Below are 15,557 nucleotides of genomic sequence, written 5' to 3'. Positions count from 1 at the left end.
CATGCGCATCATGGCTCAGATCGCGATGGTCATGAACCTCGACAAGTGCATCGGCTGCCACACCTGCTCGGTCACCTGCAAGCAGGCGTGGACCAACCGCAACGGCATGGAGTACGTCTGGTTCAACAACGTCGAGACGCGGCCCGGCCAGGGCTATCCGCGCCGCTACGAGGACCAGGACAAGTGGCGCGGCGGCTGGGAGCTGAACAAGAAGGGCGCCCTGAAGCTGAAGGGCGGCGGCCGGTTCCGCAAGCTCGCGGGCATCTTCTCCAACCCGAAGCTGCCCGAGATCAAGGACTACTACGAGCCCTGGACGTACGACTACAAGAACCTCACCGACGCCCCGCTCGGCGACGACTACCCGGTGGCGCAGCCGCGTTCGCAGATCACCGGCAAGCCGATGAAGATCGAGTGGTCCTCGAACTGGGACGACAACCTGGGCGGCGCCCCGCAGTACGGCGACCTCGACCCGATGGTCCAGAAGACCCGCGAGAAGGCCGCGGAGAAGGTGCGGTTCGCGTTCGAGCAGACCTTCATGTTCTATCTGCCGCGCATCTGCGAGCACTGCCTCAACCCGTCGTGCGTGGCGTCCTGCCCGTCCGGCGCGATGTACAAGCGCGCGGAGGACGGCATCGTCCTCGTCGACCAGGACCACTGCCGGGGCTGGCGCATGTGCGTGACCGGCTGCCCGTACAAGAAGGTGTACTTCAACCACCGCACCGGCAAGGCCGAGAAGTGCACGATGTGCTACCCGCGCGTCGAGGTGGGCCTGCCGACGGTCTGCTCCGAGACCTGCGTGGGCCGGCTCCGCTATCTCGGGGTGATCCTCTACGACGCCGACAAGGTGACGGCGGCGGCCGAGACGCAGGACGACACGGCGCTGTACGAGGCTCAGTTGGGCGTCTTCCTCGACCCGGACGACCCGGAGGTGCGGCGGGCCGCCGAGGAGGCGGGCATCCCCTTCGACTGGATCGAGGCGGCGCGCCGCTCCCCCGTGCACGCGCTGATCAGCAAGTACAAGGTGGCGCTCCCGCTGCATCCGGAGTACCGGACGATGCCGATGGTCTGGTACATCCCGCCGCTGTCCCCGGTCGTCGACGCGCTCAGCGAGACCGGCCACGACGGCGAGGACCACGCGAACCTGTTCGGCGCCATCGACACGCTGCGCATCCCGCTGGAGTACCTGGCGGAGATCTTCACGGCCGGTGACGTCGGCCCGGTGCGGGCGTCCCTGGAGAAGCTCGCCGCGATGCGCTCGCACATGCGGGCCGTCAACCTCGGGGACCGCCCCGAGGCGTCGATCGCCGAGTCGGTCGGCATGTCGGGCACCGAGATCGAGGAGATGTACCGGCTGCTCGCGATCGCCAAGTACGAGGACCGGTACGTGATCCCGACGGCGGCGGTCGGCGACGCCCAGCGCCTGGAGGAGTCGGCGCTGCCCGACTCCTGCTCGCTCGACTACGAGGACGGGCCGGGGATGGGCGGCGAGGGCCCCTTCGGCGGCGACTCCGGGAACACCACGACGGGCGGCCGCAAGCTGCTGCCCGTCGTCTCCGTGGAGAGCTTCCATCTGACGAAACGCCGCCAGACCGCCGACCAGCAGGAAGAGGCCTGATGACCGACCGTACCGCGCTGCTGCACCAGGCGGCGGCGCTCTGTCTCACGTACCCGGACGAGGAGCTGTACGGCCGGCTGCCGCTCGTGCGGGCGGCGGCCCCGGCGCTCGCCCCGTTCGTGGACCACGCCGAGGCGACGCCCCCGCAGGAGCTGGCCGCCCACTACGTGCGGGTCTTCGACTTCAAGAACCGGCACAGCCTGTACCTGACCTGGTGGCGGGACGGGGACACGCGCCGGCGCGGGATGTCCCTGGTGCGCATGAAGGAGATCTACCGGGAGCACGGCATGGAGTTCACGGGCGAGGAGCTGCCCGACTTCCTGCCGGCCGTCCTGGAGTTCTCGGCGCAGGCCGGGCCGTTCCTCCTGGAGGAGCACCGCAGCGGCCTGGAGCTGCTGCGGATCGCGCTGACCGACCACGGCACCCCGTACGCGGCGGTCCTGGACGCGGTCTGCGCGACGCTGCCGGGGCCCTCCCCGAAGGACCGGGCCGCGGCGCTCGCGCTGGCCCGCTCGGGCCCGCCGCGCGAGGACGTCGGTCTCGAACCCTTCGGCTTCCGCCCGGAGCTCGGCGAACTGCCGCTGCTGGTGAAGGAGCACGCCCCGTGACCACCCTGATCTGGGGCGTCCTGCCCTACGTCGCCTTCGTCCTGCTCGTCGCGGGCACGATCTGGCGCTACCGCTACGACAAGTTCGGCTGGACGACCCGCTCCTCGCAGGTCTACGAGTCGAAGCTGCTGAACATCGCCTCGCCGGTCTTCCACTACGGCATCCTGTTCGTCCTCGTCGGCCATCTCGTGGGCCTGTTCGTCCCCATGTCGTGGACGGAGAACGTGGGGATCAGCGAGCACACGTACCACTTGTTCTCGCTGATCGGCGGCACCTTCGCGGGCGTCCTCACGGTCTGCGGGATCTTCCTGCTGGTGTACCGGCGGCGCACGAAGGCTCCCGTCTTCAGGGCGACGACCCGCAACGACAAGCTCATGTACGTGTTCCTGCTCGGCGCGATCGTGCTCGGCATGGTCGCCAAGCTGACCCACTCCTCCGGGGACGGCTACAACTACCGCGAGACGATCGGCCCGTGGGCCCGCAGCCTGTTCACGCTGAGCCCGGACACCGGCCTGATGAACGGCGTGCCGGTGCTCTACCAGATCCACGCTGTAGTAGGCATGTCACTCATCGCGCTGGTACCGTTCACCCGGCTCGTGCATATGTTCAGCGCACCGGTGCAGTACCTGTTCCGACCGTACGTGGTCTACCGCAGCCGCGACCCGCGGCGCCTGGCCGCGCGGCCGGAGCGTCGGGGGTGGGAGCGCACCGGATCGTAGCCGCCGCTCGTCTTCGGCCGGCACGTGGGGAGACGTGACGTGAGTGAACGACGGCCCGCCCCCACCGTGGGTCAGGTCGTCCTCGGCAGACGCCTGCAGGACCTGCGCGAGGCCAAGGGCCTCAAGCGGGACGAGGCGGCCCGCGCGCTGCGCGTGACCGGGGCGACGATCCGCCGCATGGAGACCGCCGAGGTCGCTCTCAAGATCCCCTACGTGCAGATGCTCCTGGAGCTCTACGAGGTTCCGGAACCGGAGATCGAGGCGTTCGTCGCGCTGGCCGAGGAGGCGAACCTGCCCGGCTGGTGGCAGCGCTTCCACGACGTGCTGCCCGACTGGTTCAGCCTGTACGTGAGCCTGGAGGGCGCGGCCGAGCTGATCCGCTCCTACGAACCGCACTTCGTGCCGGGCCTGTTGCAGACCGAGGAGTACGCGCGGGCGGTGTTCGACGCCGGGACCGTGGGGCGCTCGCGGCCCGAGGAGATCGAGCGGCACGTGTCGCTGCGCATGGCGCGCCAGTCGCTGCTCACCCGCGAGGACGCCCCGCACCTGTGGGCGGTCATGGACGAGACGGTGCTGCTGCGGCCGCCGGGCGGACCCGGGGTGCTGCGCGGCCAGCTGGACCGGCTGATCGAGGCGGCGGCGCTGCCGCACGTGACGCTGCAGCTCGCGGAGTTCTCGGCGGGGCCGCACCCGGGCACGTACGGGCCGTTCAGCCTGTTCCGCTTCCCGGTGCGGGAGCTGCCGGACATGGTGTTCAGCGAGTACGTGACCGGCGCCCTGTACCTGGACTCTCGGGACGAGGTCAGCGCGCATCTGGAGGTCCTGGACCATCTGGCGGCCCAGGCGGCGAGCGCGGAGCGGACGCTGGAGATCCTGCGCAAGTTCCGCGCCTCGCTCGGCTGACGCGCCGCACTCGGCTGACGCGTCCTGCCCGGCCGACCTGCGCCGCGGCGGACCGCGGCGCAGGGTCCGGGGTCAGGCCAGCTTGGCCGTCAGGGTGATCGTCGTGCCGGTGAGCGCCTGGCTGACCGGGCAGTTCTTCTTCGCGTCCTCGGCGGCGGCCTGGAATCCCTGCTCGTCGAGGCCCGGTACCTCGCCCTCGACGGTGAGGTGGATGCCGGTGATGCCCTCGCCGGGCTGGAACGTCACGTCGGCCGAGGTGACCAGCTTGGTGGGCGGGTTGCCGGCGCCGGCCAGTCCGTGCGAGAGCGCCATGGAGAAGCAGGACGAGTGCGCGGCGGCGATCAGCTCCTCGGGGCTGGTCTTCCCGTTCGCCTGCTCGGCGCGGGAGGGCCAGGACACCGGCTGCTGACCGATGCCGGAGGAGTCGAAGGTGACGATGCCGCTGCCCTCGAGCAGGTTGCCTTCCCACACGGTGTGGGCGGAGCGCGTGGTAGCCACGATGGGTCCCTTCCCTCGGATGCCCGTCCGGAAGTGTCTCCGGGAGGCGTGCGCTCCCCATCCGACCACATCCCGCGGCGTCGTACCTGTCATCCCGTCGGACGTCACCTGGCGCGTCACGTAAGGTGCGGTGTCGCCGATCATCCGACTGTCGTGAAGAGGCACCGATGGAAGCTGTGGGACGTGTGTCGATCGTCGACGTCGTGATCCGGGAGCTGAAGACGGAGATCGCCCGCGGCACGTGGAAGGTCGGCGAGAAGATCCCGTCCGAGGGGCGGCTCGCGGACACGCTCGGGGTCAGCCGGCTGTCGATCCGGGAGGCGGTCCGGGTGCTGGTGCACATGGGGCTGCTGGCCACCCGTCAGGGCGCGGGCACCTTCGTCACCGCCTCCGAGGCCGACCAGACGCTGCTGCGCCGCCATCTCGCGGGCTCGGCCGAGACCGACATCCTGGACGTGCGCCGGGGCCTGGACATCGTGGCCGCCCGGCTCGCGGCCGTCGCCCGGACCGCGGCGGACGTGGACGCGCTGCGCGAGGCCCTGGAGCGCCGGGCCGCCGCGCGGGAGGCCGCCGACGTCGACGCGTTCACCGACGCCGACGTCGACTTCCACGTACGGATCGCCGAGGCCTCGCACAATCCGCTGCTGCGAGACCTGTACCGGAACATGAGCGAGGCGCTGCGCGCGACGGTCCGGTCGAGCCAGTGCATCGACGCCGGGGACGAGCCCTTCCACGACGAGCTGTTCGCCGCCGTGGACACCGGGGACGCGGGCGCGGCCACCGCCGCCGCCCTGGCGATCCTGGAGGGCTGGCCGCCGCCCCCGTCCGAGTCGGCCTGACCCGCGCGGCGCCTCACGCGCCGGGCACGGACCCGAGGATCGTGAGCGCGGCCTCGGTGGCGGCGAGCGGGTCACCGGCCTCGATCGCGACGGCCAGCACCTCGTGCCGGTCCTCACCCCCTGCGCCCGCCACAGCCAGGCAGCCGCCCGCGCGGACACTGTCGGCGAGCGCCTCCCAGCCGGCCTGACCCGCGCGGCGCCTCACGCGCCGGGCACGGACCCGAGGATCGTGAGCGCGGCCTCGGTGGCGGCGAGCGGGTCGCCGGCCTCGATCGCGACGGCCAGCACCTCGTGCCGGTCCTCACCCCCTGCGCCCGCCGCAGCCAGGCAGCCGCTCGCGCGGACACTGTCGGCGAGCGCCTCCCAGCCGGCCTGACCCGCGCGGCGGCTCAGACGCCGGGCACGGACCCGAGGATCGTGAGCGCGGCCTCGGTGGCGGCGAGCGGGTCACCGGCCTCGATCGCGACGGCCAGCACCTCGTGCCGGTCCTCACCCCCTGCACCGGCCGCAGCCAGGCAGCCGCTCGCGCGGACACTGTCGGCGAGCGCCTCGGTGAAGGTCGCGTACAGCTCGAACAGCAGCTCGTTGCGGGCGGCGCGGGCCACCCCGAGATGGAAGTCCACGTCCGCGGCGACGAACGCCGCCTCGTCGGGCACCTCCCCCGCCGCGGCCCGGCGCCGGGCCAGCGCGTCGCGCAGCATGGCGAGGTCGGCGTCGGTGCGGCGCGTCGCCGCGAGCCCCGCGGCGATCAGGTCCAGGCCGCCGCGCACCTCCCGGGCGTCGCCCCGGGGCGCTTCGGCCAGCCGGCGCCGGATCGCCACCTCGGTCGCGTCCCTGGCCGCGACGTAGGTCCCGTCGCCCTGCCGCGCGGCGAGCAGTCCCACCTCGACGAGGCCGTGGACGGCCGCGCGCACCGAGACCCGGCTGACCTCGAGGGTCGCGGCGAGTTCGTGCTCCGAGGGGATACGGGTGCCGACCGGCCATGCGCCGCCGGCGATGCGCTCCCTGAGCCGGTTCGTGACCACCTCGACCAGAGTGGCCCGCTCGATTTTCTTCATCCCACCCCTTCAAAAAGTCATCAGATGACTGCTAACCATGTCACTGTCGCCGAACCGTACGTTGCAAGGAGCGCAAGTGAACCGCAAGCCGCTGCTCGTCCTCGACCGCGCCCAGGTCGCCGGCCTGCTCGACATGGCGCAGGTGATCGCCTCCGTGGAGCAGGCCCACGCGGCGCTGTCCACCGGCGCGGCGCGTCAGCCGGAGCGCGAGGGGCTCTCGCTGCCCGGCGACGCGAGCCTGCTGATACCCATGGCGGCCGCGGTGGACCCGCTGGGCGGCGCGGGGGTGAAGCTCCTGACGGACACCCCGGGCAACGCGGAGCGGGGCCTTCCGGTGCAGCAGTCGATCATCACCCTGATCGACCCCGAGACGGGCCAGTACGAGGCGCTGCTGTTCGGCGCGCCGGTCACGCAGGTCCGCACGGCGGCGGCGTCCGCGGTGGCGACGAAGCACCTGGCGCGGCCCGGTGCGCGCACGCTCGGGCTGATCGGCGCGGGCGCGCAGGCGCGGACGCATCTGGCCGCGCACGCGCTGGTCTGCGACCTCGACGAGGTGGTGGTGTGGAGCCGCTCCCGGGCCACGGTCGACGCGTTCGCCGCGCACGCCCGCGAGGCGGGGTTCGCCGTCAAGGTCGCCGACGGACCGGAGCAGGTGGCCCGCGAGGCGGACGTGCTGTGCACGCTGACGCCCTCGCGCGAGCCGCTCGTGCGCGGCGCGTGGTTCCGGCCGGGGCTGCACGTCAACGCGGTGGGCGCGCCCCCGCGACCGGACCACCGGGAGATCGACACGACCGGCATCGTGCGCAGCCGCGTGATCGTGGACAGCTTCTCGGTGGCCTGCGGCGAGTCGGGCGAGGTACTGATCCCGCTGGCCGAGGGCGCGATCACCGAGGACCACTTCCGCACCGAGCTGGGCGACGTCATCACGGGCCGCGCCGTGGGACGCTCCGCGGAGGACGAGGTGACGCTCTACAACTCCGTGGGCCTCGGCATCCAGGACGTGGCCGCCGCCCGCCTGGTCGTCGACGCGGCCCGCCGTCAGGGCATCGGCACGCTGGTCGAGCTGTCCTGACGGGCGGGCCCGGCGCCCCGGGGTCAGGCCCGGGGCGCCGGAGTCTCGGCGGTGCGCTTCTTGCGGGCGGCCATGCACGCGTACACGAGGACGCCCGCGAAGAGGAACAGCACACCCTGGTAGACGGCCGCGTAGCCGGCGCCGCCGACCAGCCACATGGAGAAGCCGAACGCGGCGCAGGCGAGCACCAGGTCGCGGACCAGTCGGGCCGGCTGGACGCGGTCGCGGCGGCCGGACAGCAGGAAGTAGATCTGCGCGGCGGTGGCCAGGAGGTAGGGGACGGTGGCCGTGAACGTGGTGACCAGGACGAGCGTCTCGAAGACCCCGGCCGAGCCGAACGTGTAGTTGTAGACGGTCAGCAGGGAGGCGAGGCCGACGGCGACGACGACGCCGAAGGTCGGGATGCCGCGGCTGCGCCGGGTGAACGCGGCGGGGAAGAGCCCGTCCTTCGCCGCCGCGTACGGGGTCTGGGCGCTGAGCAGCGTCCAGCCGTTGAGCGCGCCGACGATGGAGACGATCGCCGCGATCGCGACGGCGGTGCCGCCCCAGGTACCGCCGAACATGGCGTTGACGGCGTCGGAGAGCGGGGCGTCGGAGTCGACGAGTTTGCCGTGCGCGACGGTGCCGAACACGGCGACGGTGCACAGCAGGTAGAGCACGGCGGCGAGGGTGGTGCCGAGGACGGTGGCGCGGCCGACGTTGCGCTGCGGGTCGCGGACCTCGCCGGCGCTGACGGACGCGGACTCGACGCCGATGTAGCTGAAGAGCAGGATCGCGGCGGACGCGGAGACGGCGCCGAGCGCGGAGTCGCCACTGGCCTGGAACGGGCCCAGGTTGTCGGCGTCGAAGAAGAACAGGCCGCCGATCGCGACGAGCAGCAGCGGCGCGAACTTCAGGATCGTGGAGACGAGCTGGACCGCTCCGAACCAGCGGGTGCCGGCGAGGTTCGACAGGGCGGGCAGCCACTGGCAGGCGAGGGCCGCGACGATCGTCCACAGGGTGGAGCCGTTCAGCGGGAACAGCACGTCGAGGTAGCCGACGGCGGCGACGGCGAGCGCCGCGTTCGACACCCAGGCGGTGATCCAGTAGCTCCACGCGGCGAGGAACCCGGCGAAGTCGCCGAAGGCCTCGCGGGCGTAGACGTAGGGGCCGCCGGTCTTCGGGTGCCGGTGCGCGAGCCGCCCGAAGACGAGCGCGAGCGCGATCGCGCCGACGGTGAGGACGCCGAAGGCGAGCAGGCTGATCGTGCCGTACGGGGCCACGGAGGCGGGGAGCAGGAAGATGCCGCCGCCGATGATGTTGCCCATGACCAGGGCCGTGGCGATCGGCAGTCCGAACCTGCGGGTGTGCCGGCTCTCGCCCTGCGGGGTCCGCGGGTCACCGGACGGGGGCTGCGCGGCCTCCCCCTGGTCGAGCTTCGCCGAGACCTGGAGTGAGGTTCCGGTGTCGTGCATGTGGGGAGTGCCTCTCGGTCGTGCCGTCACCGCCGCGGGATCGCCGGGCGACGCACCATGGTCCGGCGGGTGGGCACCGGCCGCCAAATCAGGCGGATTCCTCCCGCGGCTCGGGGGGAGCGACCGTAAAAGATGCGATGTCGGCGCCGCCCGCCGGGGAATTCTCCACCGGCACCTGCGGGCCGTCGCTCTCGCGCAGCCAGCGGCGCAGCACGTGGTGGACCTGCTCGGCGCCGACGAGTTCGGTGCCGTCGGCGACCGGCGGGGACAGGTCCGGCGGTGAGAGCAGGAAGGGCCGGCCCTGGGCGCCGCCGAGCCCGCCGTGCGAGCCGATCTGCTCCTCGAAGGCGAGCACCTCGCCGTCCACCGGGTCGTGGAAGGAGTTGACCATGATGTCGGCGGTGTGCGGGAAGGAGTGGGTGCGGCGGACGGCGTCGGCGGCGCCCGGGCCGAAGTCGGCGAGCGGGCCCTTGCCGTCGGCGAGCGTGTCGAGCGGTGCCTCGGTGCCGCGCGCGCCGAGGACGACGCCGCCGTGCTCGGCACTGCTCACGAGCAGGAAGCCGATGCCGGGGTGGTTGGCGAGGGTGGCGAGGAGCGCCGGGTGGCGGCGGTCGATCTCCTCCTTCGTCATGCGGTGCGGCACGTCGGGGAAGGAGACCAGGCCGAGGTTGCCGGAGGCGAGGACGACGGGCTCGCCGCGCCGGCCCCGGAAGACGGGCGGTTCGGTGCGCTCGACGGGCCGGTGCAGGGCGGCACGCACGGCGGACCTGGCCTCGGCGCCGCTGCGGGTGCGCCGCACCTTGCGCGGCACGGGCAGCCCGCAGCCGGCCCGCACCAGGTCCTGGAGGGTGAGTCCGTAGCGGGAGTGGAAGGTCTCGCCGGGGCTCTGGCCGTGGTCGGACAGGACGACGATCCGGTACGGGCGCGGCGCGTGCTCGGCGACCTTCGCGATCAGGGCGAGCGAGCGGTCGAGGCGTTCGAGGACCTTCTCGGCGTCGCGGCCGAACGGGCCGGAGTGGTGGGCGACCTCGTCGTAGGCGACGAGGTCGGCGTAGACGGCGCTGCGGCCGGCGAGGAGGTCGCCGATGACGGCGGCGACGACGACGTCCCGTTCGACGACGGTGGCGAAGGCGCGGATGAAGGGGTAGAGCCCGCCGCGGCCGACGCGCGGGCGTTCGCCGCGGACGCGGGCCCGGGTGGACTGGCCGATCTCGCGGCCGACCTCGGCGCAGAAGGACAGGGCGGTGCGCACCGCGTTGGCCGGGTCGGAGAAGTAGGCGAAGTAACCCGCGCGGGAACGGTTCTCCTTGCCGCGGCGGGCGGCGACGGACAGCACGAGGGCGACCTGCTCGGCGCCGCCGCTGAAGAGGTTGCCGCGGCTGGCCCCGTCGAGGGTGAGCAGTCCGCCGTCGCCGGTGCGCTCGACGGCCCGGCGCTGCAGCTCGGTGGCGCTGGTCGGGCGGTTGGACACCTGGATCTCACCAGTGTCCTTCTCGTACCAGCGGAAGGCGGGCACGTCCCAGGTGGAGCCGTGCAGGATGCCGAGCTGGCTGGCGCCGGTCTGGCTGGACCAGTCGGTGCGCCAGGGGGTGAGCCGGTGGCCGCCCTCGCGCAGCCAGGCGCCGACGGTGGGCATCAGGTCCTGGTCCGCGGCCCGCCTCAGGAGGTCGTGGCCGACGCCGTCGAGCTGGAGGAGGACGGTGCCGGGGGTGGGCGGGCAGGTGGCGTCGGGTCCGGCCCTGCGACGCCGCCGGGCGGCGAGCCGGTACAGGCGGCGCCGGTAGGCGTCGTCGTCGCGGACAGCGAGGGCGCCGCCGGTCGCCGACGCGACGGCGGACATCACGGCGGCCACGACGACGGCGGTCTCCGCGTTGATCTCGCCCCGGCCGTCGGGGACGAGTTGCAGGGCGACGAGCAGCACGCCGCCGTTGAGGAAGAAGACGACGAGGCCGAGGACGAGCGCCGGGACGAGGAGCAGGGCGCGGACCAGGAGCGGCCAGACCAGGGCGGACAGGACGGCGAAGGCACCGGCGCCGTACGCGGCGGTGATCGCGACCCGGGTCATGCTGTCGCCGCTCGCCGACTGCAGCTGGAAGTCGGGCAGGAGTCCGGCGAGGACCATCATCGTCAGGGTGCTCGCGGCCCACACCGTCAGGGAGCGCCACACCGTGCTCGCCGCCCGCCGCCACCACCGGCCCGATGCCACGTCTCCGGCTCCCCTCGCCCGATCCGCCCCGTTCGTCCTGTCGTCGGCCAGGCTTTCACACGGCCCGGCCCGATCGGTCCGGCCGCACCGACGTGGCCGGATTCAGCAGCCGTCGTACCCGGCGGTGGGCATCGACAGACGGCGGTGGACGCGGGCCTTCATCTCCGTGTCGTACGCGGGCTCGGCCAGGCCCGCCGTCTCCATCCGCACCCCGCGCCGCGCGCATTCCTTGGTGAAGGCCTCGGGCGAGCGGAGGGCCGCGTTCAGGACGCGGTCGCAGGGGACGACGAACAGGTCGACCAGGCCCGCGTCCACGTCGTCCCAGAGCACCTCGTGGTCGGGGCGCAGCGCGTGCACGAGCAGTTCACGTGTGACGACGTAGCCGCGCTCGGCGGCCCAGCGGGCGCACATGGCGTGCTGGCTGCGGGAGTCGACGAGGAACGGGTCCGCGTCCAGCTCCTCCAGCGGAGTCAGGCTGGCGATCGACGCGACCCGCAGCGGACCGGGTCCCGAGCCGTCCGGTGCGCCCATGGCGCCCATGGTGTCCCCCTCACCTCGTCTTTCGGGCTCGACCCTACTCCTGCACGTAGGCTCGGGGCAGTCGCACGGAGGAGGCAACGGGTGCCGGTGGAGATCACCTGGTGGGGTCATGCCACGTGCACGGTCGAGGACACGGGGACCCGGGTGCTCACCGATCCGCTGTTCACGCGGCGCCTCGCGCATCTGCGCCGGCGGCGCGGCGCGCCCCCGCCGCCGAGCGCCGCCCGTGCCGACGTCGTCCTCGTCTCGCATCTGCACGCCGACCATCTGCACGTGCCGTCGCTCGCGCGGCTCGCGCCCGGCACACAGGTGCTCGTGCCGCGCGGCGCGAGCCGTTCCGTGCCGGGGCTGCGCCGGCTGACCGCCCTGCGGATCACGGAGGTCGGGCCCGGTGACGTGGTCGAGGCGGGCGGCGTCTCGGTGCGGGTGGTGCCCGCCGAGCACGACGGGCGGCGGCTGCCGGTGGGCCCGCACCGCTCCCCCGCGCTCGGTTTCGTGGTGACGGGCGAGGCGCGGACGTACTTCGCGGGCGACACCGGCCTGTTCGACGGCATGGCCGAGGCGGTGGGCGCCGTGGACGTGGCGCTGCTGCCGGTCGGCGGCTGGGGCCCCTACCTCGGCCCGCACCATCTGGATCCGGCGCGGGCCGCCGAGGCGCTGGCCCGGATCGGGCCGCGCAGCGCGGTGCCGGTGCACTACGGGACGTACTGGCCGATCGGGATGGACGCGGTGCGGCCGCACGAGTTCCACACGCCGGGCGACGAGTTCGTGCGGCAGGCCGCGCTGGCGGCGCCGCAGGTGGCGGTGCACCGGCTCGGGCACGGCGAGAGCGTGCGTCCGGAGGTGGCCCGTTGATCCTCGCCACCGCCACGCAGGTGGCGCCGGAGTCCACCCAACAGGCCATCGGCTACCCGTCCTTGTTCCTGCTCGTGTTCGTCGGGGCGCTGGTCCCGGTGGTGCCGACGGGCGCGCTGGTGAGTTCGGCCGCGGTCGTGGCCTTCCATCAGACGGCTCCGCTGTCGCTGCTGTTCGTGTTCCTCGTCGCCTCGTTCGCGGCGTTCCTCGGCGATGTCGTCCTGTACTGGCTGGGGCGGCGCGGCATGGGGTCCCGCAACGGGTCGCGGTGGCTGGAGGCGATCCGCTCGCGGGCACCGGAGGAGCGGCTGGCCCAGGCGCGGGACAAGCTCGCCGACCACGGGGTGCTCGTCCTGGTGCTGTCGCGGCTCGTGCCGGCCGGGCGGATCCCGGTGATGCTGGCGTGCCTGCTGGCCGGGATGCCACTGCGGCGGTTCGCCCGCGGTGACGTCCCGGCCTGTCTGGCCTGGGCGGCGACGTACCAGGTGATCGGCATCCTCGGCGGCTCCCTGTTCCCCGAGCCGTGGCAGGGCGTGGTCGCGGCGGTGGCGCTGACCCTGGTGATCAGCGTGGCGCCCGGGCTGTGGCGCAGGCTGCGGGGCCGGGAGTCAGGCGGTCAGCACGCGTGAGCCGCCCACCGGCAGGTCCCACAGCGCGGCGCGGGACAGCCCGGCGCGTTCCCAGGCGGCCCGCAGCCGGGTGAGCGGCTCCAGGACCGGCTCGGCCGACAGGAGGAAGGTGGCCCAGTGCATGGGCGCCATCCGGCGGGCGCCGACGTCCTGCGCGGCGCGCACCGCGTCCTCGGGGTCGCAGTGCACGTCCCGCAGCCACCAGCGCGGGTCGTAGGCGCCGATGGGCAGCAGGGCGAGGTCGATGTCCGGGTGGCGGCGGCCGATCTCGCGGAACCAGTGGCCGTAGCCGGTGTCGCCCGCGAAGTAGATCCGCTGTCCGTCGCGGTCGGTGAGGACCCAGCCGCCCCACAGGGTGCGGCAGGTGTCGGTGAGGCTGCGCTTGGACCAGTGGTGGGCCGGGACGAAGTCGAAACGGACGCCCTTCAGCTCGGCGGCCTCCCACCAGTCGAGCTCTGTGACGTGGGTGAAGCCCCGCCGGGTGAACCAGCGGGCCAGTCCGGCCGGGACCAGGACCGGGGTGTCGCGCGGGAGGCGCTTGAGGGTGGGCCAGTCGAGGTGGTCGTAGTGGTTGTGGCTGATGACGACGGCGTCGACCGGGGGCAGCGCGCTCCAGGCGATCCCGGGCGGGGTGACGCGGGCCGGGGTGCCGAGGATCTTGCGGGACCAGACGGGGTCGGTGAGGACGGTCAGACCGCCGACGCGGATGATCCAGCTGGCGTGGCCCACCCAGGTGACGGCCAGGGTCCGGGTGTCGACGTCGGGCAGCGGGCCCGGCGCGAACGGCAGGTTCGGGATGTCGGCCAGGCCCTCGGCGGAGGGCCGCACCCGGCCCTCGCGGGCGAACCGGGCGAAGCCGCGCAGGCCCGGCAGCGGCGCGGTCAGCCGGTGCGCGAAGGTCTTGGGCCAGCGGCGCGGGATCCGCAGGACGTCCGCTCCCCCGCCGAGCGGCCGTGGTTCGGCGAGGGGCCGTGGCTCGGCGAGGGGCGGCCGGACCGCCGTGGCATCGGCCCGCGGTGCGGGCTCCTCCGTCGTCGGCGCCTCGGACGCTTGCGTCATCGCCGGTACTCCCATCCTTCGCCTGCCGGTCCACCGCCCGCGGGGCCCGCCGGGCCCGGCTCGCCGCGGATGTCGCCGAGCGCCGACCCCACCATGCTCAACAGCCTTTCCACATACGGCAATTCCAGGGGCTCCGGTGAGGTGAGAGACGCGGCCCGCTCCTGCGGGGTTGAACCGGCCAGCGGACCCGTGGACAGGCGCACCCGCAGGGCGGCCGGGGCGTCGCCGAAGCGGTGGCCGCCGGGGGCGGGCATGCCGAGCCGGCCGGTGAGGAAGTCCTCCAGCTCCTGGGCGTCCGTGACCCCGCGGGCGGCCAGGTGGGGGCGCAGCGGTTCCAGGTCGGCGTACAGGTGGCGGCCCGCGCGCGGGGGCCGGGCCAGTGCTCCGGCCGCGAGGACGGCCTCGTCCAGGGCGCCGGCGAGCCGGGCGTGCAGGGCGACGGCGGCGGTGCGGCGGGCGGTGACCGCCTCGGGTTCGCCCAGGACGTGGCCCGCGGCGGCCGCGACGGGGGCGGCGAGGAGGGCGCCGGTGGCGGTGAGGACGTCGCGGACCCGGTCGGCGAGCCGGGCGCCCTCGGCGGTCGCCGGGAAGCGGGCGCAGGCCGCGGGGAGCGAGGGCGGCAGGAAGGCGCCGGTCAGATCGGTGAGGACGGTGACGGCGTCCGGGTACATCTCGGCGGGCCCGAACAGGACGGTGTCGGCGCCCGGGTGCACGGTGTCCCGCCAGGTCTCGTCGCTGAGCACGTGCAGGCCCTCGGCCACGGCGGCCTCGACCGCCTCGTGCAGCACCTCGGGCGGCGGCACGGTCGCGGTCGGGTCGTCGGGGACGGCCAGGACGAGCAGCCGCGGGTCCCCGCCCTCGGCCCGCACCCGGCGCACCGTCTCCAGCAGGGCGTACGGGTCCGGGACGCCGCCGCACTCGGCGGGCGTCGGCACGTGGAAGACGTCCCGGCCGAGCAGCCGGGCCTGCGGCACCCACCAGGCGGGGCAGGGCCGGGGCACCAGGACGTCGCCGCCGAGCGCGGCGGTGACGGCGAGCAGGAGCGGGGCCCCTCCGGGGGCGGCGGTCACCTGGGTGCGCTCGGTCGGCAGGCCCCGGCGGCGCCAGTAGCCTCCGGCGGCCTCCAGGAGGGGTGGGGGGCCGCCGGGCGGTTCGGGCGTCTGGCGGCCGGCCGCCGCGGCGACGATCGCGCTCAGCTCCGGCAGTACGGGGAGTCCCGGCTCGGGCAGCACGGGCCCGTACCGCACCGGTCCCCGGTCCTCCGCACGCACCATCGGGCCTCCTGGGTTCGCCTGCCCCCAGGGTGGCATCCGGGCGGGATCCCGGCGCGCCGTAGCTCCGCCGGACGGTCGGCGACCACCGGGCGGTGGGGTCTGGTCGCGCAGTTCCCCGCACCCCTGGAGATGCGCACTTCGTGCGCGATCTCCATCGGGGCGGTCCCCCATCGGGGAAATGCGGCGCGAAGCGCCATGCATTTCAGGGGCGCGGGGCTGTGTCGATAT

The 15,557-nt window shown here is 73.8% G+C and carries 16 protein-coding genes; 8 read left to right on the top strand and 8 right to left on the bottom strand.

Going from position 1 to position 15,557, the window contains the following annotated elements; translation table 11 throughout:
• Window position 1: 1 nt before the first annotated feature.
• The 4 genes from narH to ACIBTU_RS14640 are packed head-to-tail and all read left to right on the top strand — an operon-like array spanning window position 2 to window position 3,845.
• On the top strand, window positions 2-1,615 hold the full coding sequence (gene narH / locus ACIBTU_RS14655; protein ID WP_399126450.1) for a nitrate reductase subunit beta: 1,614 nt from the start codon (window positions 2-4) through the stop codon (window positions 1,613-1,615).
• Complete coding sequence (narJ, locus tag ACIBTU_RS14650) at window positions 1,615-2,223, top strand: nitrate reductase molybdenum cofactor assembly chaperone (RefSeq protein WP_399126449.1); 609 nt, start codon at window positions 1,615-1,617, stop codon at window positions 2,221-2,223. Before narH ends, narJ begins: the two co-directional genes overlap by 1 nt.
• Complete coding sequence (gene narI, locus ACIBTU_RS14645) at window positions 2,220-2,942, top strand: respiratory nitrate reductase subunit gamma (RefSeq protein WP_399126447.1); 723 nt, start codon at window positions 2,220-2,222, stop codon at window positions 2,940-2,942. Before narJ ends, narI begins: the two co-directional genes overlap by 4 nt.
• Window positions 2,943-2,981: 39 nt before the next feature.
• Entirely contained in the window at window positions 2,982-3,845 is an 864-nt protein-coding gene (locus tag ACIBTU_RS14640; protein ID WP_399126446.1) for a helix-turn-helix domain-containing protein, read from the top strand.
• A 72-nt stretch (window positions 3,846-3,917) separates the two neighbouring features.
• Here ACIBTU_RS14640 and ACIBTU_RS14635 read toward each other — a convergent pair whose 3' ends face one another.
• On the bottom strand, window positions 3,918-4,343 hold the full coding sequence (locus ACIBTU_RS14635) for an OsmC family protein (RefSeq protein ID WP_399126445.1): 426 nt from the start codon (window positions 4,341-4,343) through the stop codon (window positions 3,918-3,920).
• Window positions 4,344-4,510: 167 nt separating this feature from the next.
• Between ACIBTU_RS14635 and ACIBTU_RS14630 the strand changes: the two genes are divergently transcribed.
• Window positions 4,511-5,182, top strand: coding sequence for a FadR/GntR family transcriptional regulator (locus tag ACIBTU_RS14630; protein ID WP_399126444.1), 672 nt, complete (start codon window positions 4,511-4,513; stop codon window positions 5,180-5,182).
• A 13-nt stretch (window positions 5,183-5,195) separates the two neighbouring features.
• On the opposite strand, the gene ACIBTU_RS14625 is transcribed toward ACIBTU_RS14630, so the two are convergent.
• Together ACIBTU_RS14625 and ACIBTU_RS14620 are read right to left on the bottom strand one after the other, a co-directional pair.
• Window positions 5,196-5,387 (bottom strand): hypothetical protein, encoded by a 192-nt coding sequence (locus ACIBTU_RS14625; protein ID WP_399126443.1) that lies wholly within the window; start codon window positions 5,385-5,387, stop codon window positions 5,196-5,198.
• Window positions 5,388-5,571: 184 nt separating this feature from the next.
• Complete coding sequence (locus tag ACIBTU_RS14620; protein WP_399126442.1) at window positions 5,572-6,240, bottom strand: FadR/GntR family transcriptional regulator; 669 nt, start codon at window positions 6,238-6,240, stop codon at window positions 5,572-5,574.
• A 76-nt stretch (window positions 6,241-6,316) separates the two neighbouring features.
• On the opposite strand from ACIBTU_RS14620, the gene ACIBTU_RS14615 reads away from it, so the two are divergent.
• Window positions 6,317-7,312, top strand: a complete 996-nt coding sequence (locus tag ACIBTU_RS14615; protein WP_399126441.1) for an ornithine cyclodeaminase family protein — start codon at window positions 6,317-6,319, stop codon at window positions 7,310-7,312.
• A gap of 23 nt (window positions 7,313-7,335) precedes the next feature.
• Here ACIBTU_RS14615 and ACIBTU_RS14610 read toward each other — a convergent pair whose 3' ends face one another.
• The 3 genes from ACIBTU_RS14610 to ACIBTU_RS14600 all read right to left on the bottom strand — a co-directional run bounded on the left by ACIBTU_RS14610 (window position 7,336) and on the right by ACIBTU_RS14600 (window position 11,512).
• Window positions 7,336-8,766, bottom strand: coding sequence for an amino acid permease (locus ACIBTU_RS14610; RefSeq protein WP_399126440.1), 1,431 nt, complete (start codon window positions 8,764-8,766; stop codon window positions 7,336-7,338).
• A gap of 88 nt (window positions 8,767-8,854) precedes the next feature.
• A complete protein-coding gene (locus ACIBTU_RS14605; protein ID WP_399126578.1) occupies window positions 8,855-10,915 on the bottom strand; it encodes an alkaline phosphatase family protein in 2,061 nt (686 codons plus the stop codon).
• Window positions 10,916-11,074: 159 nt separating this feature from the next.
• Window positions 11,075-11,512 (bottom strand): hypothetical protein, encoded by a 438-nt coding sequence (locus tag ACIBTU_RS14600; protein WP_399126438.1) that lies wholly within the window; start codon window positions 11,510-11,512, stop codon window positions 11,075-11,077.
• A gap of 81 nt (window positions 11,513-11,593) precedes the next feature.
• Here ACIBTU_RS14600 and ACIBTU_RS14595 point away from each other — a divergent pair, with 81 nt between their 5' ends.
• Window positions 11,594-12,367 carry an MBL fold metallo-hydrolase gene (locus ACIBTU_RS14595; protein WP_399126437.1) on the top strand — a complete coding sequence of 258 codons (774 nt, stop codon included), beginning with the start codon at window positions 11,594-11,596 and terminating at the stop codon, window positions 12,365-12,367.
• Window positions 12,364-12,996 (top strand): DedA family protein, encoded by a 633-nt coding sequence (locus ACIBTU_RS14590; protein WP_399126436.1) that lies wholly within the window; start codon window positions 12,364-12,366, stop codon window positions 12,994-12,996. The genes ACIBTU_RS14595 and ACIBTU_RS14590 overlap by 4 nt, the downstream gene beginning before the upstream one ends.
• On the opposite strand, the gene ACIBTU_RS14585 is transcribed toward ACIBTU_RS14590, so the two are convergent.
• Together ACIBTU_RS14585 and ACIBTU_RS14580 are read right to left on the bottom strand one after the other, a co-directional pair.
• Window positions 12,976-14,055: an MBL fold metallo-hydrolase gene (locus ACIBTU_RS14585; RefSeq protein ID WP_399126435.1), complete on the bottom strand. Its 1,080-nt coding sequence runs from the start codon at window positions 14,053-14,055 to the stop codon at window positions 12,976-12,978. The two genes, ACIBTU_RS14590 and ACIBTU_RS14585, sit on opposite strands and share 21 nt — an antisense overlap.
• Window positions 14,052-15,329, bottom strand: a complete 1,278-nt coding sequence (locus ACIBTU_RS14580; RefSeq protein ID WP_399126434.1) for an aminotransferase class I/II-fold pyridoxal phosphate-dependent enzyme — start codon at window positions 15,327-15,329, stop codon at window positions 14,052-14,054. Before ACIBTU_RS14580 ends, ACIBTU_RS14585 begins: the two co-directional genes overlap by 4 nt.
• Window positions 15,330-15,557 lie beyond the last annotated feature (228 nt).

The organism is Streptomyces sp. NPDC050145 (genome assembly GCF_044460245.1).
Taxonomy (GTDB): Bacteria; Actinomycetota; Actinomycetes; order Streptomycetales; family Streptomycetaceae; genus Streptomyces.
Note: the sequence above shows the minus strand (reverse complement) of the source record. Positions and strands in the feature narration are given on the sequence as shown.

What these genes read in the sequence shown, in the direction of transcription:
- narJ (WP_399126449.1), top strand. Translation starts at nt 1,615, where the DNA reads ATGACCGACCGTACCGCGCTGCTGCACCAGGCGGCGGCGCTCTGTCTC.
- ACIBTU_RS14620 (WP_399126442.1), bottom strand. Translation starts at nt 6,240, where the DNA reads ATGAAGAAAATCGAGCGGGCCACTCTGGTCGAGGTGGTCACGAACCGG.
- ACIBTU_RS14580 (WP_399126434.1), bottom strand. Translation starts at nt 15,329, where the DNA reads ATGGTGCGTGCGGAGGACCGGGGACCGGTGCGGTACGGGCCCGTGCTG.
- ACIBTU_RS14610 (WP_399126440.1), bottom strand. Translation starts at nt 8,766, where the DNA reads ATGCACGACACCGGAACCTCACTCCAGGTCTCGGCGAAGCTCGACCAG.
- ACIBTU_RS14585 (WP_399126435.1), bottom strand. Translation starts at nt 14,055, where the DNA reads ATGACGCAAGCGTCCGAGGCGCCGACGACGGAGGAGCCCGCACCGCGG.
- ACIBTU_RS14600 (WP_399126438.1), bottom strand. Translation starts at nt 11,512, where the DNA reads ATGGGCGCCATGGGCGCACCGGACGGCTCGGGACCCGGTCCGCTGCGG.
- ACIBTU_RS14630 (WP_399126444.1), top strand. Translation starts at nt 4,511, where the DNA reads ATGGAAGCTGTGGGACGTGTGTCGATCGTCGACGTCGTGATCCGGGAG.
- narH (WP_399126450.1), top strand. Translation starts at nt 2, where the DNA reads ATGCGCATCATGGCTCAGATCGCGATGGTCATGAACCTCGACAAGTGC.